The sequence below is a fragment of the Acinetobacter calcoaceticus genome (assembly GCF_900520355.1).
Lineage (GTDB): Bacteria > Pseudomonadota > Gammaproteobacteria > Pseudomonadales > Moraxellaceae > Acinetobacter > Acinetobacter calcoaceticus_C.
The window spans coordinates 1,079,446-1,101,712 of sequence record NZ_LS999521.1 but is presented as its reverse complement, the minus strand read 5'-3'; the positions used below and the strand labels follow the sequence as shown (position 1 = coordinate 1,101,712).

At 38.6% G+C, this 22,267-nt stretch carries 19 protein-coding genes; 10 read left to right on the top strand and 9 right to left on the bottom strand.

Features of this window, described 5'->3' with window-relative positions:
- Window positions 1–148: 148 nt before the first annotated feature.
- The 9 genes from AC2117_RS05175 to AC2117_RS05135 all read left to right on the top strand — a co-directional run bounded on the left by AC2117_RS05175 (window position 149) and on the right by AC2117_RS05135 (window position 7,922).
- Window positions 149–571, top strand: coding sequence for an MCR_0457 family protein (locus AC2117_RS05175; RefSeq protein ID WP_133972374.1), 423 nt, complete (start codon window positions 149–151; stop codon window positions 569–571).
- A gap of 126 nt (window positions 572–697) precedes the next feature.
- The gene (gene dacC / locus AC2117_RS05170) at window positions 698–1,846 is read left to right on the top strand and encodes a D-alanyl-D-alanine carboxypeptidase PBP5/6 (protein WP_042898045.1); all 1,149 of its coding nucleotides are present in this window, start codon (window positions 698–700) and stop codon (window positions 1,844–1,846) included.
- A gap of 90 nt (window positions 1,847–1,936) precedes the next feature.
- Window positions 1,937–2,479 carry a gamma carbonic anhydrase family protein gene (locus tag AC2117_RS05165; protein ID WP_133972372.1) on the top strand — a complete coding sequence of 181 codons (543 nt, stop codon included), beginning with the start codon at window positions 1,937–1,939 and terminating at the stop codon, window positions 2,477–2,479.
- A 71-nt stretch (window positions 2,480–2,550) separates the two neighbouring features.
- Window positions 2,551–3,309, top strand: a complete 759-nt coding sequence (locus AC2117_RS05160) for a DUF4262 domain-containing protein (RefSeq protein WP_133972370.1) — start codon at window positions 2,551–2,553, stop codon at window positions 3,307–3,309.
- Between the two features lie 79 nt (window positions 3,310–3,388).
- Window positions 3,389–3,877, top strand: coding sequence for an NUDIX hydrolase (locus AC2117_RS05155; RefSeq protein WP_133972368.1), 489 nt, complete (start codon window positions 3,389–3,391; stop codon window positions 3,875–3,877).
- Between the two features lie 4 nt (window positions 3,878–3,881).
- Window positions 3,882–5,015: a tRNA 2-thiouridine(34) synthase MnmA gene (mnmA, locus tag AC2117_RS05150; protein ID WP_042898046.1), complete on the top strand. Its 1,134-nt coding sequence runs from the start codon at window positions 3,882–3,884 to the stop codon at window positions 5,013–5,015.
- Window positions 5,016–5,028: 13 nt separating this feature from the next.
- Window positions 5,029–5,760 carry a high frequency lysogenization protein HflD gene (gene hflD / locus AC2117_RS05145; protein ID WP_004643577.1) on the top strand — a complete coding sequence of 244 codons (732 nt, stop codon included), beginning with the start codon at window positions 5,029–5,031 and terminating at the stop codon, window positions 5,758–5,760.
- Between the two features lie 55 nt (window positions 5,761–5,815).
- On the top strand, window positions 5,816–7,204 hold the full coding sequence (gene purB / locus AC2117_RS05140) for an adenylosuccinate lyase (RefSeq protein ID WP_042898047.1): 1,389 nt from the start codon (window positions 5,816–5,818) through the stop codon (window positions 7,202–7,204).
- Window positions 7,205–7,283: 79 nt separating this feature from the next.
- The gene (locus AC2117_RS05135; RefSeq protein ID WP_133972366.1) at window positions 7,284–7,922 is read left to right on the top strand and encodes a DUF2238 domain-containing protein; all 639 of its coding nucleotides are present in this window, start codon (window positions 7,284–7,286) and stop codon (window positions 7,920–7,922) included.
- Between the two features lie 39 nt (window positions 7,923–7,961).
- On the opposite strand, the gene blp2 is transcribed toward AC2117_RS05135, so the two are convergent.
- From blp2 to AC2117_RS05095, 8 genes are all read right to left on the bottom strand, one after another.
- Window positions 7,962–10,148, bottom strand: a complete 2,187-nt coding sequence (gene blp2 / locus AC2117_RS05130; RefSeq protein WP_133972364.1) for an Ig-like repeat protein Blp2 — start codon at window positions 10,146–10,148, stop codon at window positions 7,962–7,964.
- A 255-nt stretch (window positions 10,149–10,403) separates the two neighbouring features.
- Window positions 10,404–11,366 (bottom strand): protease SohB, encoded by a 963-nt coding sequence (gene sohB / locus AC2117_RS05125; protein WP_075431488.1) that lies wholly within the window; start codon window positions 11,364–11,366, stop codon window positions 10,404–10,406.
- Between the two features lie 147 nt (window positions 11,367–11,513).
- Window positions 11,514–12,416, bottom strand: coding sequence for a phosphate ABC transporter ATP-binding protein PstB (gene pstB / locus AC2117_RS05120; protein ID WP_042898050.1), 903 nt, complete (start codon window positions 12,414–12,416; stop codon window positions 11,514–11,516).
- Between the two features lie 13 nt (window positions 12,417–12,429).
- Complete coding sequence (pstA, locus tag AC2117_RS05115) at window positions 12,430–13,827, bottom strand: phosphate ABC transporter permease PstA (RefSeq protein ID WP_133972362.1); 1,398 nt, start codon at window positions 13,825–13,827, stop codon at window positions 12,430–12,432.
- Complete coding sequence (pstC, locus tag AC2117_RS05110; RefSeq protein WP_133972360.1) at window positions 13,824–15,203, bottom strand: phosphate ABC transporter permease subunit PstC; 1,380 nt, start codon at window positions 15,201–15,203, stop codon at window positions 13,824–13,826. Before pstC ends, pstA begins: the two co-directional genes overlap by 4 nt.
- Window positions 15,204–15,302: 99 nt before the next feature.
- A complete protein-coding gene (locus AC2117_RS05105) occupies window positions 15,303–16,334 on the bottom strand; it encodes a substrate-binding domain-containing protein (protein ID WP_133972358.1) in 1,032 nt (343 codons plus the stop codon).
- Window positions 16,335–16,810: 476 nt separating this feature from the next.
- On the bottom strand, window positions 16,811–18,190 hold the full coding sequence (locus tag AC2117_RS05100; protein WP_133972356.1) for an amino acid permease: 1,380 nt from the start codon (window positions 18,188–18,190) through the stop codon (window positions 16,811–16,813).
- Between the two features lie 140 nt (window positions 18,191–18,330).
- Complete coding sequence (locus AC2117_RS05095) at window positions 18,331–20,052, bottom strand: alpha-keto acid decarboxylase family protein (protein ID WP_133972355.1); 1,722 nt, start codon at window positions 20,050–20,052, stop codon at window positions 18,331–18,333.
- Window positions 20,053–20,186: 134 nt separating this feature from the next.
- Between AC2117_RS05095 and AC2117_RS05090 the strand changes: the two genes are divergently transcribed.
- Window positions 20,187–20,672: an Lrp/AsnC family transcriptional regulator gene (locus AC2117_RS05090; RefSeq protein WP_017387914.1), complete on the top strand. Its 486-nt coding sequence runs from the start codon at window positions 20,187–20,189 to the stop codon at window positions 20,670–20,672.
- A gap of 70 nt (window positions 20,673–20,742) precedes the next feature.
- Here AC2117_RS05090 and AC2117_RS05085 read toward each other — a convergent pair whose 3' ends face one another.
- Window positions 20,743–22,173 (bottom strand): aldehyde dehydrogenase family protein, encoded by a 1,431-nt coding sequence (locus AC2117_RS05085; protein WP_133972353.1) that lies wholly within the window; start codon window positions 22,171–22,173, stop codon window positions 20,743–20,745.
- Between the last annotated feature and the right edge of the window lie 94 nt (window positions 22,174–22,267).

Sequence of the window (22,267 nt, the reverse complement as noted above, 5' to 3'; positions counted from 1 at the left end):
TTGCTCTTTTAGAGTAGAGGTTTATTTATTGAGGTTTTCTGCTTAGTATTAAGCAGAAAACCAACATAACAATACATTTTTTCCATTTTCTTAACCTACAAATTGGTTAAGCTATCGACATATTTAAATTTTTTATTTCGGGTTATCGATGTTTATGAAGAAAAGCTTAGTTCAATCGCTCTCTTTGGTTTTACTTATGAGCATGGCAACAGTGGGTTATGCTGCTGACAAGAAAAAAACGGCTGAAAATAAAACCGAAAATGAAAATGTTGTTGAAGTAACTCCACAACAAAGCATAACTCCTGAAGAATTAGCTGCAATTCAAGTACTCTCTGAAATTTGCCCAGGTCTTATTGGCAAAAAAGATGCTGATTTTGCGCAAGGTTACGAACGTTTAGTTAAAGACTATCTACCTAATGAAACTGACGCTGTCTCTGCATTAGAAAAACGCAGCAAAGACAAAGGCTTCAAAAAATACTTAAAAGAAGCACGTAAAGATGCTAAAGCAGCGGGTGATGAGCAAAACACTTTAGTCTGCCAAGACGTGAAAGCATATCAATCGCAAAACTAAATTAGTAAAAAACTCTTGAGTTACAATACTGTTTGAAAAAGCCGACTTCCCCCATAGAAGTCGGCTTTGCTTTATCCTAAAATGCTAGGCTCTTCTGCTTCATACAAGATATTGGAATTACATAGAATGACTCGAAAAAGCGCTATTGCTGCACTACTCCTCTTGCCAAGCTTTTCTTATGCAGCAACTGTCTTATCAGCTCCGCCAGAATTAAATAATAAGTCTTATGTATTAATGGATTACGAGACAGGACAAATTCTTGCTTCTAAAAATGAAAACGAAAAGCTTGCACCTGCTTCGATGACTAAAATGATGACCAGTTACATCATTGAACAAAAATTATTAAAAGGTGATCTGACTGAAAATGAGCAGGTTCGTATGAACGAATCTGCATGGTGTAAAGGAAGCAGCTCTGAATCATGTATGTATGTCCCTTTAAATGGTACAGCGACTGTTCTAGAAATGCTCCGTGGTATTATTATCCAGTCAGGTAATGATGCATCAAAAGCAATGGCTGAACATATTGCCGGAAATGAAGGCACTTTTGCTCACATGATGAATCAGGAAGCAAAACGTATCGGCATGGTAAATACTCAGTTTGTTAACTCGACTGGTATGCCAGCTGAAGGCCACTATTCAACTGCAAAAGATATGGCAGTTTTAGCACAACATATTATTAAAGACAGCTCAAAATATTACCCAATCTACTCTGAAAAAGAATTTACCTTTAATGGTATTAAACAAGGTAACCGTAATGCCTTGCTTTACACAGACCCAAGTGTAGATGGTTTAAAAACAGGCCATACAGATGAAGCTGGTTACTGCTTAACGACTTCAAGTAAACGCGGTCCAATGCGTTTAGTTTCAGTGATTTTTGGTACTCCAAGCATGGCTGAACGTGCAGATCAAACACGTACTTTATTGGCTTGGGGCTTTGCAAACTTTGAAACTGCAAATGTTCAACCAGCAAATCAGGTTCTTGCAAAAGCGAAAGTCTGGTTTGGTAAAGAAGATGAAGTTCAAGTGGGTTTAGCTGAAAACTTCAGTGTGACTATGCCTAAGGGTAAAGCTGACGGTATTAAAACTCAGTTAGTGGTTCAACCGAACTTAAATGCGCCACTTCAAAAGGGCCAAGTCGTGGGCAAACTTGTTGCTAGCCTAGACGGCAAAGTCATTGCTGAAAAGCCATTAGTTGCATTAAAGCCAGTTGAAGAAGCAGGTTTCTTTGCACGCTTAATCGACCATGTTAAACAATTCTTCAGCAACTTATTCTAATTTTTGAATAGTTGAATTAAGCACTCATGCTATTTAGTCTGAGTGCTTTTTTATTTTATAATTCATCTAAATTTTATGTTGATCCCTCTCATGGCAAAGAACATACGTCCTTATCTTGAACACCGCCCTCAAGTTGATACAACATGTTATATCGACGACATGGCTGTTGTAGTCGGTGAAGTCAGCTTAGCCGAAAATGTTTCTGTCTGGCCTTTTGCAGTCATTCGCGGTGACGTAAATAGCATTCAAATTGGTAAAAACAGTAATGTTCAAGACCATTGTATGTTGCATGTTAGTCATAAAAATGATGCCAAACCAAACGGTTCGCCTCTCATTATTGGTGAAGACGTAACGGTTGGCCACCATGTGACTTTGCATGGCTGCACCATCGGCAACCGTGTTTTAATCGGAATCAATACCGTTGTTCTAGATGACGTGATTATTGAAGATGATGTAATGATTGGCGCGGGAAGCTTGGTTCCACCGCGTAAAGTCTTAAAAAGTGGTTATCTGTATGTAGGAAGCCCTGTACAGCAAGTGCGACCACTGACCGAAAAAGAATTAGCGTTTCTTCCTTATTCGGCAAGACATTATGTAAAAGTACAAAATAATCATAAAAATAGTGAAGTCTAACTTTGCTATTTTTAGTTTAATGGACATGCATATTGCACTTACAAGAATAAGAAATCTTTGAGAAATAAATAATGAGCTTAGATAACACCCATAATTGCCCTACTGAACATGAGCTAATAAATCAAATCAAAATCAATATTGAAGAATATGGATTACAAGTTATGGGAATTAGTGCAACGAACTATTTACCTTCTTTTAGTTACAGTGTGGGTTTATATGAGAGTTATCAGCATCCTGAAATTATTTGTTTTGGATTACCTACGGATCTAGCTCATCTCATTATTAATGATGTAGCAAATCTAATTAGAAATGGAGAAAAAATTACCTCCTATCAAGATTATGATGACAAAATTTTTAAAGAGAGTCGTGCCCAATTTTTACCTGTAGATTTCAGGAATATTGAGGATTATTTTGGTGGAGCACTGAATTATTACCAACACAATAATTTCTTAGCTTTACAATTAGTCTGGACTGATCGCAATGACAAATTTCCTTGGGAAGAGGGATATGCGGAAGAGTTGATTTATGATCAACCCTTACTAGATCGAAATGCTGATTTTAAATTTAGAGAGGCCAGAAATTTAGGTATTTTCACCACTCGACAATGGCTAGATTTAAATCAACCTATTTTAAGAGTTATTCATGATAATGATGGGGATTGGCAATTTCTAACCGGTAATCAGGAACCGGAGGATATTCGTCTCGTTACCTTAGAACAAATGATATTAAGAGATTCGAGCTTAAATGAAGTTTTTGATCTTGATTACGGCCAAACTGCTGAAAGAGATTGTATTAATAATTTATGGAAAAGAACAAATCTTGATGAGTAAAAAGATTTATAAAAATCTTATCGTAGCCAAAAACCCCTAAATTTCGTATTATACGTCTTTTAAATCATGGTGCTTTTTTATGGCCGCATGGACTCCTCATGTCACCGTTGCTACAGTCGTCGAAAAAGACGGACGCTATCTTTTTGTAGAAGAACATAGCGAAGGTTTTGTACACACCGTATTTAACCAACCTGCCGGTCATGTGGAATGTGGTGAATCATTAACAGAAGCAGCCATTCGTGAAACACTTGAAGAAACCGGTCATCATGTTGAAATTGATGCCTTGCTCGGTATTTATACTTATACCCCGCCCATGTTTCCGGACCGTACATATTATCGCTTCTGTTTTCTAGCGCATGTGACTCAGGTTGAAAGTAATCCTCAACTCGATACAGATATTGTAGCTGCTGTGTGGATGACACCAGATGAGCTCAAAGAATCTGCTCGTGCCCGCAGTCCGCTCGTGCTAAAAGCAGTTGAAGATGCCATGAAAGGCCACCATTATCCTCTATCGCTTATTTATGAGCACCCTTTCTCTACCTCATTAACTTCTCATTTGGATGCCTAGTCCTATGCAACAACGTGTCATCGTCGGTATGTCTGGTGGTGTAGACTCTTCTGTTTCTGCAGCACTTTTACTTCAACAGGGTTATCAAGTTGAAGGTCTTTTCATGAAGAACTGGGAGGAAGACGACGGCACGGAATACTGTACGGCAATGGAAGATTTAGCCGATGCTCAAGCAGTAGCTGATAAAATAGGCATTAAGCTCCACACAGCAAATTTTGCTATGGAATATTGGGATCGCGTATTTGAACTTTTCTTAGCTGAATATGCAGCTGGACGCACGCCAAACCCAGATATTTTATGTAATAAAGAAATTAAGTTCCGTGCATTTTTAGATCATGCCATAACTTTAGGTGCAGACTTTATCGCGACTGGTCATTATGCACGTCGAGGCGAAACTGCATATAACTCAAAAGGCGAAGCATACGCACCGTTATTACGTGGTTTAGATAGTAATAAAGACCAAACCTATTTCTTGCATGCTGTTCATGGTAAAGAAATTAACAAAACCTTATTCCCTGTAGGTGAGATCGAAAAGCCAGAAGTCCGCAGAATTGCTGAAGAACTGGATCTTGCTACAGCCAAGAAAAAAGACTCTACAGGGATCTGTTTTATTGGCGAACGTCGATTTAATGACTTCCTTAAACAATATTTACCCGCTCAACCTGGAAAAATTGTACTTGATACAGGTAAAGAAGTTGGTGAACATCACGGTCTGATGTACTATACGCTCGGTCAACGTGGCGGAATTGGTCTAGGTGGTTTGAAAGGTGCAGCGGAAGGTGCATGGTTCGTACTACATAAAGATATTGCCAATAACCGCCTCGTTATTGGTCAGGGACATGAACACCCACTCATGCAAAGTACACAGCTTTGGAGTGAGTCAATTGACTGGGTAGCTGGTGAACAGAATATTCCAGCTGAAGGTTTACGCTGTACAGCTAAAACACGCTATCGCCAACCTGATCAGGCATGTACAGTTTTTAATGATGAAAATAGTGAACACGGTGTACGAGTTGAGTTTGATGAACCTCAGCGCGCTGTTACGCCGGGTCAAAGCGTTGTATTTTATTCAGATGAAGTTTGCTTAGGCGGGGGTGTCATTCACCATACAAATGCCCCTACACCAAATTTTATTTAAGGGAATGAATGGCATGGTGGAGTTACCATTTCAACAATCACAAGCCTTGAATGTTCGCCAAAACCGTGCCCTTGCCTTGGCTGGGGTATTTCAGGCTACCCAGCTCACGCATATGACAGCCCTAACGGGTCAGCAGAGTATTGGTGAAAGTGGTAACTTCTATTTTGAGCTGTTAATCAAAGCGAGTTTAAATATTCGCCCTACAGTCAACAATGGTGTTCAAACATTAGATTTTTTTAATCAGTTGGCAGATATTTCTTTAGGGCTTAAAACACTCGAAAATTGTATTACTCAACCTTTTACAAATATGCCTAAATCTCGCCTTCCCAAAATGGGCACAGCTAAGCTTCCAATGTCATACGCGATGTCACTTTTACAATTAGAAAAGAAGGTCTATAGCAACCCAGAATATGTCGCAATCATTGAAAAAGCTCAGCAAAAGATTTTAAAACAGCTTTCTTTTTTTGATAATAACTATTTACATCCAAGCATTTTAGCCAATTTGGCTCAAACTTATGTTGATACTGCTGGGCAGATTAACCCCCGCATTCTCGTTCGTGGTAATGCAGAAGCATTTAAAGATACCAACCATACTAACCGCATCCGTGCTTGTCTGTTTACTGGCTTGCAGATGGCCCATTTATGGCGACAACTCGGTGGTAGTTCGTGGAACATGATTTTTAGCAAGCGTAAATTGCTACAGGATATTCAAGCACTTGCTCGTTTACAGTACCAAGTCATCTAAGACTGTAAAGAGATTATTTTTGGTTTTATGTTTATTCCAACATTAAGGAATCGTTATGAACGCTTTAACCGCACTATCACCATTAGATGGACGTTATGCCAGCAAATGTGATGCGCTACGCCCTTTTCTTTCTGAGTTTGGTTTAATCCATGCTCGTGTCACTGTAGAAGTGCGTTGGTTACAAGCGCTTTCTAACCGTCCAGAAATTGTTGAAGTTGCTCCTTTTTCAAATGAAACAAATGCAGCTTTAGATGCCATTGTTAGCAATTTTTCTGAAGAAGATGCAAACCGTATTAAAGAAATTGAACGTACAACGAACCATGATGTAAAAGCTGTTGAATATTTCTTAAAAGAGAAAATTGCAGGTATTACTGAATTACAAAACGCGGGTGAATTTATTCACTTTGCATGTACATCAGAAGACATCAACAACTTGTCTCATGCATTGATGCTTAAAAACGGCCGTGAGGTTTTAGTATCAAGCATGAAGCAAATTTTAAATGCGATCTCTGCTTTAGCAACGACTCATGCTGAACAACCAATGTTGTCACGTACGCACGGTCAAACGGCTAGCCCAACAACTTTGGGTAAAGAAATGGCGAACGTTGCATACCGTTTAGCTCGCCAAATCAAACAATTTGAAAATGTTGAACTATTAGGCAAAATCAACGGCGCTGTAGGTAACTACAATGCTCACCTTTCTGCTTACCCAGATGTTGACTGGGCTGCACATGCTCAAGCTTTTGTTGAATCTTTAGGTTTAGCATTCAACCCGTACACGACACAAATCGAGCCACATGACTACATGGCAGAGTTGTTTGATGCCCTACGCCGCTTCAATACGATTTTAATCGACTTTAACCGTGACGTATGGGGTTACATTTCTTTAGGTTACTTCAAACAAAGATTAAAAGATGGTGAAGTTGGTTCTTCAACTATGCCACACAAAGTTAACCCAATTGACTTTGAAAACTCTGAAGGTAACTTAGGTATTGCAAATGCCGTATTAGCACACTTAGGCGAAAAATTACCAATTTCTCGCTGGCAGCGTGACTTAACTGACTCGACTGTACTTCGTAATATGGGTGTTGGTTTTGCACAAAGTTTAATTGCTTTTGATGCTTGTCTAAAAGGTGTTGGTAAACTTGAGCTCAATGCAAACCGTTTACTTGAAGATCTTGACCAAGCTCAAGAAGTGTTAGCAGAGCCAATTCAAACTGTTATGCGTCGCTATAACGTTGAAAAGCCATATGAAAAGTTAAAAGCATTAACTCGTGGTCAAGCAATGACTCGCGACATGATGGTTAACTTCGTAAATGGTGATGAACTTTCTCAAGTACCAAGCGAAGAACGTGCGCGTTTAGCTGAACTTACTCCTGCAACTTATACAGGTAATGCAGCAGAACAAGCAAAACAAATTAACGATTTAATTAGCAAAATCTAATTAAAAAGTTTATAAAAAGCGGAGCTTAGGCTTCGCTTTTTTATTACACTAATATAAATCACAATAAAGCCTTTATAAAATGATCGAAAAACAATTCAAACTTAAACACTATATTGCTCTTAGTCTTATTTTTATTGCCATTATACTGTCAGGCATTCAGCCCCTTGAATTTGAAGCTTACTTACTTCATCAGGTGGGAACTGTTTTTATGTTGGTTCTACTATTTATTATTTTTAAAAAGATTGGCCTCGATTTTTTAAGCTTTACTCTCTACTTACTATTTTTACTGATTCACATTATCGGCGCACACTACCTGTATTCATACGTTCCTTACAATGACTGGATTCAACAGATATTCCATTTTAATCTAGATCAATACATGGGGTGGTCCCGCAACATGTATGATCGTTTAGTTCATCTTGCCTATGGTGTTTTGCTTTACCCTCTTATTTATCGAGTTTTTCAGGTTTGGTTGCCTACCGCACGACCTTTTACTTTGTTTTTACTTGTGATTCAATTTGTGATGGCATCAAGTGTTTTCTATGAACTCATTGAATGGGCAATTGCTATTGGTTTATCTCCAGAAGAAGCCGAAAATTATAATGGGCAACAAGGCGATATGTGGGATGCCCATAAAGATATGCTGTTAGCAACTATTGGAGCAATAATCTATGGAGTTGCTGCTCTTATAAAAACACCTAAAATAAATCATTCATAAATAAAAAAGCGCTCAATGAGCGCTTTTTTTAAAGGATATTTAAACTACTGGATAAGTTTGATCTAAAAGATTTGATAAAACTGAAGAAGTCGCATTTGGTAGAAGTTGATCTAGATTGGTTGTGATATCACTAGCTGTGTTATTTACATCGCTCTGCTCATTCACCACAGGTTTAGACTCTGTTGCAGATAAAAGTTTTGCGATCGGGTCAGAAGCATCAGGTGAAGAGCTTTTTAATAAATCATCTAATAACACAGATTTCTGCTGCTGGCTATGGGTTTCATTCGTTGTATTTTGTTCTAACTTTAATGTATTTAACCCAACACTATCCGCAACAGATGCAGTTTCTACATGAGCAGTATCAACTGCTGCATCACTTAAACTGGCGGTCTTTGGCGCGACCACATAAAAGGTAAATGGTGAACTCACTTCACTGGTAAGACCTGCTGCATCTGTTTGAATTAAAGTAATTGTATGCTTTCCAAGGGCTAAATCTTTATCAAGACTAAACGTCCACGATCTACCACTACTTACGGTCACAATTCCAATAGCAACGCCATTATCATAAATAGTGAGCGTGGCATTTGCCTCACCTGATCCCGTAAGTTTTGGTCTTGCATCATCTGTTTCAGAACCAGCTGTAATCGCCCCTTTTAAAGCTCCCACATCATCATCCACACTATTTAAGACAGGTTTGATAGGAGGCGTAGTATCTTTAGTGCCGATAATATCAAGAACATCAGATTTATTTCCGGCACTATCAATAGCTGATACAGAGGCATGCTTATTATCAGTTAAGGCTGGTGAAATAGAAATTGTAAATTTCCCATCTGCACCAGCGGTTCCACTACCAATGACCTTGCCGCTTAAATCTTTAACTTCAATTTTTGCATTAGCTTCTGCTGTGCCTGTTACTGTTGTACCATCAGCATTAATTTGAGCTACTGGTTTATCAGGTGCAATAGAGTCATAATTTGGAGAAATTTCTAAAGGTTTAGAAGTATTTCCTGCTGCATCTTCAACAACAATAGTAGCCTTCTGTGCATCTTTTAATGCAGGAGAAAGTGTAATTTGAAACTCACCTTGAGCATTTGCCGTACCAGTTCCGATCACTTTACCATCAGCATCTTTGATTTGAACCTTTGCATTGGCTTCAGTTTTGCCTTCAACTGTTGTGCCTTCTTTATTCACTTCTACTAAAGGCGCATCTGGAGCAAAGGTATCCTTTCCTGCAATTATTTTACTTGGCTCAGATTTATTGCCAGCCGCATCTTCTGCAACCACCTTACCACCTGTGTCACTCGTCAAGGGCGGAGTAAGTTTTAAAGAAAAGATCCCATCTTTATTCGCAGTTACAGTTCCTAATACTTTATCAGCGGCATCATATACAGTAATTTTTGCATTCGCTTCAGCTTTACCTGTTACTAATGAACCATCTTCACTAAGTTGAGCTTGTGGAGCATCTGGAGCAATTGTATCTTTTGCACCTGTAATAGCAGCACCACTAGACTCTTTACCGCCCCCATTTTGAGCAGAAACATTTAATTTATTTCCATCTGTCAAAGGCTTGTCTAACTTGATAGTAAAATTACCACTTGCATCTGCAACACCAGAGGCTACCGTATTTCCAGCAATATCTTTAATATAAATTTTTGCATTAGCTTCTGCCTTACCAGTAACCGTAACAGCATCATCTGCAAGTTTTAAATCTGTTGGTTTCGCAGTGTTTGGGACATCAACAGGTGAATCATCTTTGTCATCGTTATCAAAAGCCCAAAGGTATAAACCTTCAGCGGCTAAAACTGCTAAGCCTGCTTTTAGCACATTGCCCATCGAAAAAGTTGGAGAATCATCAACTGCCATTGTTGAGGCTGGCTGGCTAGTGCTTGTGTAGGCTAAATCTGTGACATGGTTTAGACCTGTATAATCTATAACCTTACCTTGTGCATCAAATTGTGCTTCAACAAATTTTCCATGTTCAGTTGGAAAAACAAGTGAATGGTCTGTTGTATTCGTTGCTTCATTAAAGAAATTTTCTAAAACAAGGGTTTCTCCATTTTTTAAATGGATGACTAGACTGCCGCCCCCCTGCTTTTCCATTGATGCTATATCTTTTTGACTAATACCAATTTGAATAATAGAAGGTTTACTTAACACAACTTTATTGAGCTGACCATCTTGCAGAACGTCCAAACCCTCTTTGGATGCCACAATTATTCTTGTCATTATTTCCTATCCTGAATTTCAGTTATATTTTTAAATGTCTAACTTTTTAAATGATTCATCTAAAAGCTATTTTATTGGTGTTTAAAATATCAAAACCATTGGTTTATCACAATTCAAAAAGTATATTTATCAATAATTATTTTTGAATTTTTATTAAAAAGTTAGAGATATTTTAAAAACTGGATTTATTTATTAATTCAATAAAAAAACCAGCCTATTAAGCTGGTTTTTTATCAAAATGTGAATCACAAAAACTTATAATTTTGGATCACGCACCTGCACAAGAGTTGTATTTGCTTTTGCAAGGCTTTCCATCACTTTGCTCATCACAGCTGGAATCAAGCTATCTGCCATTTGTGCCGCTTGCAAACCCAACTTTTCACCTAAGGTTGCTTTCTTACGAGTGTTAATCACATAGACATCATGCTGTGCTAATAACGCTAATAGATACTCATCAGATGTTTGTAATTTATCAACAAGGTTGAGATTAAGCGCATCTTCACCGTACCAATGTTCACCTGTAGCGACTTTATCAACATTAAGCTGTGGTCGATACTTTTCAACAAAGTGCTTAAATAACACATGAGTTTGTTGAAGCTCTTCTTCGAACTTCGCTTTACCTTCAGGGGTGTTTTCGCCAAACATAGTTACAGTACGCTTATACTGCCCTGCTGTGTAAAGCTCAAAATCAACATTATGTTGTTTTAAAAGACGATTAAAATTTGGAACCTGAGCAACTACACCAATTGAACCAACAATAGCAAATGGTGCTGTAATAATTTCATTTGCGATACATGCCATCATATAGCCGCCACTTGCTGCCACTTTGTCTACACAGATGGTCAGATGGAAGCCTGCATCGCGTAAGCGCACCAATTGAGCTGCTGCTAGACCATAGCCATGTACCATGCCTCCTGGGCTTTCAAGGCGAACAACAACGCGGTCACGCCCTGCTTTAGCAGTTGCTAAAATGAGAGTAATTTCTTCTCGTATATTTTCAACCGCTGAAGCTTGAATATCCCCCTTAAAATCTAAGACAAAGATTTTCTGATTATTTTTACGGCGAATTTTAGCTTCTTTAGCAAGTTGTTGAGCCAATTGTAAAAGTTCTAAACGGCTTGCAGTGGTTTGTGCAATTTTTTTTCTCTGTTCATTTACACGTGCATTTAAGTGACTAACACGTATTTCTGCAGGGAGTTTAGGCAAATGGAATAACATAAAATTCTAAGCTCATAAGTTATCTTTTATAGCCTTAAGATGTGGTCCTTTTGATTAAAATTCAATAGCGTTTTTGCAAAATAGAGTCATTTTCATTTATAAAATAAAAAAAAGAGCACATGGCTCTTTTTTTGTCTTAATTATTAATTAACCGAATCGTCCAGTAATATAAGCTTCTGTCAACTGATGATCAGGTTGAGTAAAGACTTTTTCAGTTGAGTTGACTTCAATCAAATCACCTAAATGGAAGTAAGCAGTACGATCCGAAACACGCGCCGCTTGTTGCATTGAGTGCGTCACAATTACAATTGTATATTGCTCTGATAAATCAGAAATCAATTCTTCAATTTTTGCTGTTGCGATTGGGTCGAGTGCAGAACACGGCTCATCCATCAAAATCACTTCAGGACTTACTGCAATAGTACGTGCAATACATAAACGTTGTTGCTGACCACCCGACAAACCAGTACCCGGTTGATTCAAACGATCTTTCACTTCTTCCCATAAACCCGCTTTACGCAAGCTATTTTCAACAATTTCTTCTAGATCATATTTATCACGTGCTAGACCATGAAGTTTAGGACCATATGCCACGTTATCAAAAATAGTTTTAGGGAACGGATTTGGCTTCTGGAATACCATTCCCACCTGAGCACGTAATAATACGACATCAAGGTTTGGGTCATAAATATTGTGGTTATCGAGTGTAATCTTACCTGTTACACGACAACCATCAATGGTGTCATTCATGCGGTTTATCGTACGAAGAAAGGTAGATTTACCACAACCTGAAGGCCCAATAAAGGCAATAACTTCGTTTTGGTAAATATCGAGATCAATGCCCTTAATCGCTTCAACATCACCATAATAAACATGGGCATCTTGTGCACTAATTTTGATTTCGGTTGAGTTCTGCTTTTTTGAAGTTTGTGGTTCAAAATGCGAAACATACGAAGTGCCATGATTTTGCGATTTATCTGTAAATTGAGATTGTTCAGTGTTCACTAACTTATCCTTTTCTAAGGAATTCGTAATATCAATAGTATTCATAATTTATCCTCAATTACCAACGCACTTCGAACTTTTTACGTAACCAAATTGCAAGACTGTTTAAACCAATCATTAATGCAAGGAGTACGATAATCGCAGCGGCAGTACGGCCTTCGAAGAAGTTACGCAACTCATTACCTTGCCATAAGTAAACTTGGACAGGTAAAGCGGTTGCTTGATCAAATGGAGTTGTAGGAATACTTGCAACGAATGCACTCATTCCAATTAAAAGTAAAGGTGCTGTTTCACCAAGTGCATGAGCAACACCAATAATTGCGCCGGTCATAATACCTGGCAAAGCTAATGGTAAAACGTGGTGGAAAATGGTTTGGAATTTAGAAGCGCCCAAACCAAGTGCAGCTTGTCGAATAGAAGGTGGTACTGCTTTTAATGAAGCACGAGTGGTAATAATGACTGTCGGTAGCGTCATTAAACTCAACACTAAACCACCTACCAGTGGAGCAGATAGAGGCAAATGCATCCAACCAATAAAAATCGCCGCACCGAGTAAACCAAACACAATTGAAGGAACAGCAGCAAGGTTATTGATGTTGACTTCAATAATGTCTGTAAGAATATTTTTTGGAGCAAATTCTTCAAGATAGATTGCGCTGGCAACACCAATCGGAATTGCAATAATGATCACAATTAGCATCATAAACAACGAGCCCATAAACGCACCCGCAAGACCACTAATTGCTGGTGAACTACGAGAGTCCGGATTCTTAAATAAGTTCATATTAAATGTACTTTCAAGAACACCTTTTGCTTTTAGCTCATCTGCAAGTTTACGCACTTCAGGTCCAAGTTGCTGTTGCTCATCTGGCAATGAACGGTCAATATTACCTTTTAACCAGACATCAACATTGGCATCGCCCAAGAAATTAAGATTTTCTTTCTTACCAATTAATGATGGGTCCGCAAAAACCATATCACGTAAACGATAAGCTTCTGAGCTCGCATAAAGACTGCTTAAGTAATCACGTTGGCCAGCAAGTGCAGGGTCTTTAGCAATCATTCCATTTACAATAATGCCGTCCCAATCCACCATACCCATTTTGGTTTGCCAATCGATATAGCGCTCTTGATAATGTGCAGGTGTTTCCCCCTGCCCACGAACAGGTACCGGACCTGCATCAATCACTTTCGGATCAAAGTAAATTGGAACATTCATGCTGGTTTGCCAAAAAGCAGGTAAACCTTTTGCCAAAATACTGCTAAACAATAGTGCAACGAATGCAAGTCCAATTACGACTGCCGAGAAACCAGCATAACGAAAAGCTTTTTCTTTACGATGACGCTTAGCCAAAGATTTTTCGATGACCTGTTTACGTCGCTCACGTGATTCAGCAGCAGCTTTTGGATCAAATACGTTCTGATCCATAGGAGATGATGTATTTGATGTACTCATTCGTATTGCTCACGGTATTTACGCACAATGTACAGTGCAACAATGTTTAAGCATAAGGTAATCACAAATAGTGTTAGACCTAACGCGAATGCAACCAAAGCTTGTGGGCTGGCAAAGTCAGTATCGCCAGTCAACTGTTTTACGATCGTAACGGTCACTGTCGAAACAGCTTCAAATGGATTTGCATGTAAAAGTGGGCTGTTCCCTGCGGCCAAAACCACGATCATGGTTTCCCCTACGGCGCGAGAGACAGCTAGTAAAAATGCGCCCGTAATACCTGGTAATGCAGCAGGTAAAACGACTTGACGAATTGTTTCTGACTTAGTTGCCCCAAGTCCTAAAGAACCGTCACGTAAAGCACGAGGTACTTGGGTAATAATGTCGTCTGATAAAGAAGAAACAAACGGAATAATCATAATCCCCATTACGAAACCAGCAGTCAAAGCACTGGTCGCGTTAATTTCAAGGCCAACGTAAGCGCCAGCTGCCTTGAAAAATGGCCCAATAACCATCATGGCAAAAACACCATAAACGATTGTTGGAATACCGGCTAAAACTTCAATTGCTGGTTTTGCCCATGAGCGTAACCAAGGAGAAGCATATTCAGCTAAATAAATGGCAATCATTAATCCAATGGGTACGGCAACTAATAAAGCAATGCCGCTGACCATGAGCGTGCCCCAAAGTAATGGCAGTAAACCATAACTGCCTTCAACATTACCTGAAGTACTAAAGCCTGGGTTCCACTCTGTCCCGAAGAAGAAATCAAGCGGACTTACAAAACGGAAAAAGTGCATTGCTTCGCCAAACATCGACATCACAATACCGATGGTTGTCAAAATCGCAACACCAGAACATAAAATCAAAGCAACATTAATGGCACGTTCAACTTGGTTACGCGCACGATATTGTTGATTAATTTTTTTCTTCGCCCAAACCAAACCCAATAAAGCTGCACAAACGACAACAGCAAATTTGGCAAAAGAGCCAATGGTTTGAAATTTTGCGAACTGTTGAGCAGCAGCTAACTCATAGGCTGCCGGTTTATCACTCACCCCAAAACCAGAAGCAATCGCTTGAACACGATCAACTAATACACTTCTGCCAGCTTCATCAAGTGAAGCACTTACGGTCGCGGGAATATTATTAAAAATAATATGGTTTAAAACACTTGGTTCAACCAAGCTCCAAATGATCAAAATTAAAAAAGCAGGGATACCGCACCAAAGCCCAACCAGTGCACCATAATAACCAGGACGAGAATGTAACGTCGCCGAGTTGCTTCCCTTACCTGCTAGGCTACGGCTCTTTCTCAGCCCAAGTTGATATGCGATTGCCACAAGGGCTAACAACACACCGATAAGTAGCAGATTCATGTACTCTCCACTGTTTTCTCAATTGTCATAATTTGGAAAAACAAGTTAGACAAAAAGGCTGATGAACTCTCAAGATCACCAGCCCCTATTCAAACTAACTTATTTAACAGTTTTACCTGCTTTAAAGTCAGCCAATACTTTTGCACGTTCAGCATCAGACATTGCGATTAAGCCATCACGTTCAGCTTTAGAACCTTTACCTGTTGCTTTTTTGCTTACGAAATATTCTACATATTGCGGTAAGCCTTTAACTGATTTTAAATGTTCGCCTTTCACGTAGAAGAACAATGGACGAGACACAGGATATGTACCGTTCAAAACTGTTTTCTCAGAAGGAACAACATTGTTTACTGTTGCTACACGTAATTTGTCACGGTTCATATCATAAAAACTTAGACCAAACACGCCTACTGCACTTGGAGAAGTCTTTAAGCGAGCTAATGTTTCTGTGTAGTCACCAGCAATTTCAATTACACGGCCATCTTTACGGAAAGTAGAACATGCTTTCTTCTGAGCATCTTTGTCTAAGCTCTTGAAGTATTCATACGATTCGCAACCAGCCTCAACCATTTTCTCTTGGAAAACTTCACGTGTACCGTGGTTAGATGCAGGAATGACAAGTGTAATTGGTTCATTTGGAAGTGATTTATCAATCTGGTTCCAATTTGTGTATGGGTTTGGAACCAACTTACCTTTTGAAGGTAGTTGTGCAGATAAAGCAGCAAATACATGGTAAGGTTTTAATTTATAAGCTGCTTTGTTTGAGCTAGACGCAAATACAATACCGTCATAACCAATTTTAATTTCTTGAATTTGTTTTACACCAGCTTTGTTACAAGCTTCAATTTCAGTGCTTTTAATTTTACGAGAAGAGTTAGCAACGTCGATAGTGTTGTCACCCACACCTTGACAGAATTGTTTTAAACCAGCAGAAGAACCGCCAGAACCAACTACAGGAGTTTTAAATTGAGGGAATGTATTACCGAACTCTTCAGCTACAACGCTGGCAAATGGTAGTACAGTTGAAGAACCAGCAATTTGAATCGTATCACGAGCTGCATTTGCAGTCGTTGTTACAGCTGCCCCAGTTACTGCTAACGCAATTGCGATTTGACGTGGATTTAAGCGCATTCTGTTCTCTCTCATTAATGCAATAGGTTGTACGTCACTTTTTGTTGAGTGCTTGTACGCTCTTCGATAGCTGCATTGTGAATAGAAAATATGACAATTAAGTTACAGTATGATGACGCTTTAATGATTTCGATATTGTTAATTATCTGTTTACTATTTTTTATCTATTATCAAATATTTAATTCAACGCGAGCGAGTATTTTACCCTATATATTAGTCTGTATTATGACATTGATTAAAAATATAGATTTTAAGTATTTATAAAATATAAAACACAAATATATTATAAATATTTTAAAAATCTATTATTTAACTCTATTTTTACTTTTACGAATAATAATAATTTTATGACTAAAATTTTTATTAAATATGGTAAGAAATAATAATTTCTTTGTAACATGAAAATAATATGACAAAAGATAAACGGTTACCTACTTTAAGTCAGGTAACCGCAATATCATTGTAAATTTAGTGAACTAGTTCGATTGTACTTCAGGCATCGCTACCATTTTTTTACGATATTTTAAGAAATACATCAGTGCTAAAAAAGCCAACCAGATTGGGCCTAAAATAACAGCCAATCTCATATCTGGCGTCATTGCCATAATAATAAGAATAAAGCATACAAAGCTAATGGTTAAATAATTACTCCATGGGCTAAGAATACTTTTAAATTTGGTTTGATGTTTTTGCAGTTTCATTGCTTTAGTAAATTTCAAATGAGTCACTGAAATCATAAGCCAGTTAATGACAAGTGCAGCCACAACGAGCATCATAAAGAGCTGAAAAGCTTGACCAGGAATCAGGTAATTTACGACCACACATATTGCTGTGATTGATGCAGAAAGTACTGCAGCTGGAACTGGAATACCACGGCTGTTTACTTTTTTCAAAATAGCTGGGGCATTACCCTGCTCTGCTAAACCATGCAACATACGGCTATTACAATAAATGCAACTGTTATAAACCGAAATAGCAGCAATCAAAACCACAAAGTTTAAAACGTTTGCAACGCCATTACTATTTAATGACTGGAAAATCATTACAAATGGACTACCGCCTTCTGCAACCATATTCCAAGGGTAAAGGCACAGTAAGATTCCAATCGCACCGATATAAAAAATTAAAATACGATAAACAATCTGGTTCACTGCTTTTGGAATGGTTGTTTCAGGTTTTTTAGTTTCAGCCGCAGCAATACCAATTAACTCTAAACCACCAAATGCAAACATAATGACGGCCAAAGCCATGACAAAACCATGAATCCCGTGTGGGAAGAAACCACCGTGTTGCCATAAATTTGCAATACCAGCTTGCGGGCCAGCAGAGCCTGTAAATAAGAGATAGGTACCAAAACCAATCATGCTTAAAATTGCAACAATCTTAATGCAGGAAAATAAGAATTCGGATTCCCCAAAAAAGCGGACATTCACTAAGTTAATGCCATTAATTAAAATAAAGAAAAATAAAGCGGTCAGCCAAGTGGGAATTTCAGGCCACCAGAACTGAATGAAGGTTCCAATTGCACTAAGTTCAGCCATGCTCACTAGTACATATAACACCCAATAGTTCCAGCCAGACATAAAACCAGCCATTTTGCCCCAGTACTTATTGGCAAAATAACTAAATGAACCACTTACTGGTTCTTCAACGACCATTTCACCTAAATGACGCATAATTAAAAAAGCGATAATTCCAGCAATTGCATATCCTAATAAAATTGAAGGACCTGCCAGTTTAATCGTTTGAGAAAGTCCTAAAAACAACCCTGTTCCGATCGCACCTCCGAGTGCGATGAGTTGAATATGCCGATTGGATAAGCCTTGTTTTAACTCGTGCTTATTGTTTGCATCCATAACATTATCTCCAATGTTGGTGTCACTTCCTGTACACCTTTATTCAGCACCATATCCGAAGGCCAGAAACCGACCTTCGGACATAAGTTTGCTTTAATATGAGTCCATTTAATTTTTAAGAAGAATTTCCTATCTTCTATTTAAAACGAGCTTGCATCCTTACATTTAATAGGCTGGGAACGCTCCTTTAAAATTTCGTAACCGCGATCACCGTAGTCAAAACGCGCGATGACTGAGGCAAATTTTTTCAAACTCACCGGTGCATCCATTGCTGGTAGTTTTAATTCAATAAAAGTTAATTGATCATTTTGATGAACATTATCTAAAACACTCTTAAGCTGTCCGGCAGTTTCAACCACATAGGTGGTATGACCTTTTTTACCGTTAAAGACAGCTGGAATATCAGTATATTTCCAGTTTTGTACATCGTTATAGGCAGCGTTTTCGCCCATGATTAATCGCTCAATGGTGTAACCGCCATTGTTCAGCAAGAAAATAATGGGTTTTAAACCGTGACGAATAATTGTAGAAAGTTCTTGTACCGTAAGCTGGAATGAACCATCACCAATAAATAGAATTTGACGGCGTTCAGGAGCTGCCAGCAAACTGCCAAGTAAAGCTGGCAAGGTATAACCAATAGAACCCCAAAGTGGCTGAGCAATATATTTAGCTGTGGCAGGAAGTTTTAAACCAGATAAAGCTGAGTTTGAAGTTCCCACCTCTCCAATAATCACATCATCTTCTTTTAAGAAACCAGCAATGTAGTTCCAAAGTACATCTTGGCTTAGCTTTTGTTGTGCTGGTGCCTCAAAGACTTTTTGAGGTTGTTTTTCAAGAATAGGTTTAGTCGCTTTACGTGGTGCAACTTTCTTATTTAACTCAACAAGTAATTGCCCAATCTCAATGCCAGGGAAATCCTGACCAAAAATGTTTAGACCATAAGATTTAATTTCGATATAGTTTTTAGTCGCAATTTGATGAGTAAATACAGCTGAACCTACGTCGGTAAAACGTGCGCCAATACCAATTAAGCAGTCCGACTGTTCAATTATATTTTTAACATGCGGCTGACTTGCCCCACCCACATAAGTGCCAATGTAACGAGGCGAGCCTTCATCCATAATATTTTTTGCAGTATTCATACCAGCAAATGGAATAGAGCACTTTTGAGATAAATCATTAAGAAGAGAAGTTACACCAAAAACTGAAGCTTCATTATCAATCAGAAGTGCTGGGCTTTTTGCATTGTTCAAAATGTCGCAAAGTTTATTGACGACGCTGTTTAATAAATCTGGTTCAACAGCTGGATAGCTTAAATCGAGCGGACGCTCACTTACTTCAATTTTAACGTGAGTAATATCGCCTGCTAATTGGATATGTACAGGACGACGTTCAAGGAAACACTGACGTAATACACGGTCAATTTCAAAGGCTGCATTTGCAGGAGTCAAACGCGTTTGAGCAACTGTAAACTCTTTCATGCAGTTCATAATATTGTCGTAGTTGCCATCAACCAACGTATGGTGGATTAAAGTGCCCTTTTGAACTGCATGTAACGGTGGAATACCTGAAATATGAATAAGAGGTACATTTTCTGCATATGCACCTGCAATGCCGTTAATCGCGCTTAAATCGCCTACACCGTAAGTGGTTGCCAAGGCAGAAAAACCGTTAATTCGTGCATAACCATCTGCTGCATAGGCAGCATTTAATTCATTACAATTTCCAATAAATTCGAGTTCTGGATCTGCTTCAACTTGTTCTAGATATGAGAGGTTAAAATCACCAGGTACACCAAAGAGATGTTGGATACCCATTTGTTTTAGACGAAGATTTAAAAAGTCACCGATTTCTATGAACATTGCTCTATATCCTTTGAGACCAATTTTTATTCCATAGAAAAATAATATTTCATCTACCTTTTAGATTTCGTGCATAATGAAAACGCATTTTAATAAAAATACATGATTTGTGTATCATAAAAGGATTTTATGCAATGGATAAGTTCGACTGGCAAATCATTCAGGCATTACAAAAGAATGGACGGCTCACCAATCAGGAAGTTGGAGATTTAATCGGTTTATCTGCTTCCCAATGTTCTAGAAGAAGACAGCTGCTTGAGCAAAAAGGCATAATTTTAGGTTACACCGCCCGCATCCAGCAACAAGCGCTAGGACTGGAAGTCACAGCGATGATTCATATTAATTTAAGAACACACGAAGCAAAATCGCAGCAGGCTTTCCAAGAGTTAATTGAAGCAGAAGACAACATTCAAGATGCATTTTCAATTAGTGGCGATGCGGATTTTATTTTAAAAGTCGTTGCTGAAAACTTAGAACAGCTTTCTCAATTTGTGACTGAAAGATTGCTTTCTTATAATTTTATTGGACACATAAAGTCTTACATTGTTCTGAAAAAAATTAAAGAACAGAATCATTTTTTAATCAAACCCAAAAGTCACGGCTACCATCACACGACTTAAGCAAGTTAGTTTTTTAATAAAATAATTTAGAATAAAAAGGCGGATCTATCATCCGCCTTAAAACTAATATTTAGACTTTACTAATATGTAGCGTTTGCCCAATTGTGTTTTCAAGCAAACCTTCTAAGCCAAACTCAGCACCTAAGCCCGACATTTTCCAGCCACCAAAAGGTGCATGAGGTAGAACTTCTGCATGCGTATTGATCCAAACCGTACCGCATTGAAGCTGAGTAGCATAAGTTTGAGCAGCTTTAATATCAGAAGACCAAATTGATCCACCTAAACCAAACTCACTATCATTGGCACGTGCAATTGCATCATTGATATCTGTATATTTTAAGACAGGTAACACTGGACCAAATTGCTCTTCTTGCACTACACGGCAAGATTCAGAAACTTCAGTCAAAATAGTTGGTGCAATAAAGTAGCCCTGCTCCGGTAACTGCTGTTGACCCGAAAGTGCTTTTGCTCCTTGCTCAATTGCCTCGGCAATAAGACCTTTCACCTTGTTATATTGCATTTGGTTTTGTACTGGGCCAAATGTTGTAGAAGACTCCATTCCATCACCCACAATTTGAGCATTGGCAATGTCAGCTAACTTTTGAGATAAAGCCTCATATTGGCTTTCATGCACATATAAACGTTTTAGCGCGGCGCATGTTTGACCCGCATTTAAAAATGCAGTATTGAAAATCTTAGCTGCAATTTCATCTATATTTGCATCAGGTAATACAATACCCGCATCATTACCACCGAGCTCTAAAGTTAAATGTTTTAGCTGTTGAGCTGCACCCGTCATAATGTGCTGTCCAGTTCTGGTTGAACCCGTAAACACAACTTTTTGTACATCTGGATGGGAAGATAATGCTTCGCCAATCTCACCAGCACCCACCACAATTGAAATAACACCAGCCGGAACTTCTTGCTGAATGATTTCACATAAACGCAAAGTTGATAGTGGTGTGTATTCAGAAGGTTTACTAATGACAACGTTACCGGCACGTAATGCAGGCATGATATGCCAGACCGCAATCATGAGTGGCCAGTTCCATGGAGTAATTGAAGCGACTACTCCTAATGGATGACGATGACGCTCAATACGCTTAGCTTCGCTGTCTTCGATAATTTCAACAGGTAAATCCATAGCAGCTGCATAACGAGTCCAGCCAATTGCGCCCTGCACTTCCATTTGCGCGAGTGCAAGTGGTTTACCTTGCTCAAGCACAACAAGTTCAGCGAGCATTTCGGCGTGCTTTTCAATACCATCCGCAATCTTGTTTAAAATTGATTTACGTTCATCGTGCGACACCATTTGCCATACTTTAGATGCCTGTTTAGCCGCACTCACTGCTTGATTCACTTGCTCAACCGATGCTTTTGAACAACGCGCAGCTGTTAAACCTGTAGCAGGGTTAATAATTTCTAGTTTACCTTGTTCACCTGAACAAAGTTGACCGCCAATAATGAGCTTAAATTCATTGAGCATATTCGCTTGTTGCATTTCTTCTTCCTTGTCTTAATTGTAATTACAGCCACTTACTTTATTTTCAGTTAAAGCAGGATTATTTAATAAGTACGATATTGATATATCAATG

Coding starts and splice junctions, on each gene's coding strand:
- AC2117_RS05175 (WP_133972374.1), top strand. CDS start 149: ATGTTTATGAAGAAAAGCTTAGTTCAATCGCTCTCTTTGGTTTTACTT.
- AC2117_RS05135 (WP_133972366.1), top strand. CDS start 7,284: ATGATCGAAAAACAATTCAAACTTAAACACTATATTGCTCTTAGTCTT.
- AC2117_RS05100 (WP_133972356.1), bottom strand. CDS start 18,190: ATGGATGCAAACAATAAGCACGAGTTAAAACAAGGCTTATCCAATCGG.
- AC2117_RS05155 (WP_133972368.1), top strand. CDS start 3,389: ATGGCCGCATGGACTCCTCATGTCACCGTTGCTACAGTCGTCGAAAAA.
- blp2 (WP_133972364.1), bottom strand. CDS start 10,148: ATGACAAGAATAATTGTGGCATCCAAAGAGGGTTTGGACGTTCTGCAA.
- sohB (WP_075431488.1), bottom strand. CDS start 11,366: ATGTTATTCCATTTGCCTAAACTCCCTGCAGAAATACGTGTTAGTCAC.
- pstC (WP_133972360.1), bottom strand. CDS start 15,203: ATGAATCTGCTACTTATCGGTGTGTTGTTAGCCCTTGTGGCAATCGCA.
- hflD (WP_004643577.1), top strand. CDS start 5,029: ATGGTGGAGTTACCATTTCAACAATCACAAGCCTTGAATGTTCGCCAA.
- AC2117_RS05105 (WP_133972358.1), bottom strand. CDS start 16,334: ATGCGCTTAAATCCACGTCAAATCGCAATTGCGTTAGCAGTAACTGGG.
- pstA (WP_133972362.1), bottom strand. CDS start 13,827: ATGAGTACATCAAATACATCATCTCCTATGGATCAGAACGTATTTGAT.
- pstB (WP_042898050.1), bottom strand. CDS start 12,416: ATGAATACTATTGATATTACGAATTCCTTAGAAAAGGATAAGTTAGTG.
- AC2117_RS05095 (WP_133972355.1), bottom strand. CDS start 20,052: ATGTTCATAGAAATCGGTGACTTTTTAAATCTTCGTCTAAAACAAATG.
- AC2117_RS05085 (WP_133972353.1), bottom strand. CDS start 22,173: ATGCAACAAGCGAATATGCTCAATGAATTTAAGCTCATTATTGGCGGT.
- purB (WP_042898047.1), top strand. CDS start 5,816: ATGAACGCTTTAACCGCACTATCACCATTAGATGGACGTTATGCCAGC.
- AC2117_RS05160 (WP_133972370.1), top strand. CDS start 2,551: ATGAGCTTAGATAACACCCATAATTGCCCTACTGAACATGAGCTAATA.
- mnmA (WP_042898046.1), top strand. CDS start 3,882: ATGCAACAACGTGTCATCGTCGGTATGTCTGGTGGTGTAGACTCTTCT.
- AC2117_RS05165 (WP_133972372.1), top strand. CDS start 1,937: ATGGCAAAGAACATACGTCCTTATCTTGAACACCGCCCTCAAGTTGAT.
- AC2117_RS05090 (WP_017387914.1), top strand. CDS start 20,187: ATGGATAAGTTCGACTGGCAAATCATTCAGGCATTACAAAAGAATGGA.
- dacC (WP_042898045.1), top strand. CDS start 698: ATGACTCGAAAAAGCGCTATTGCTGCACTACTCCTCTTGCCAAGCTTT.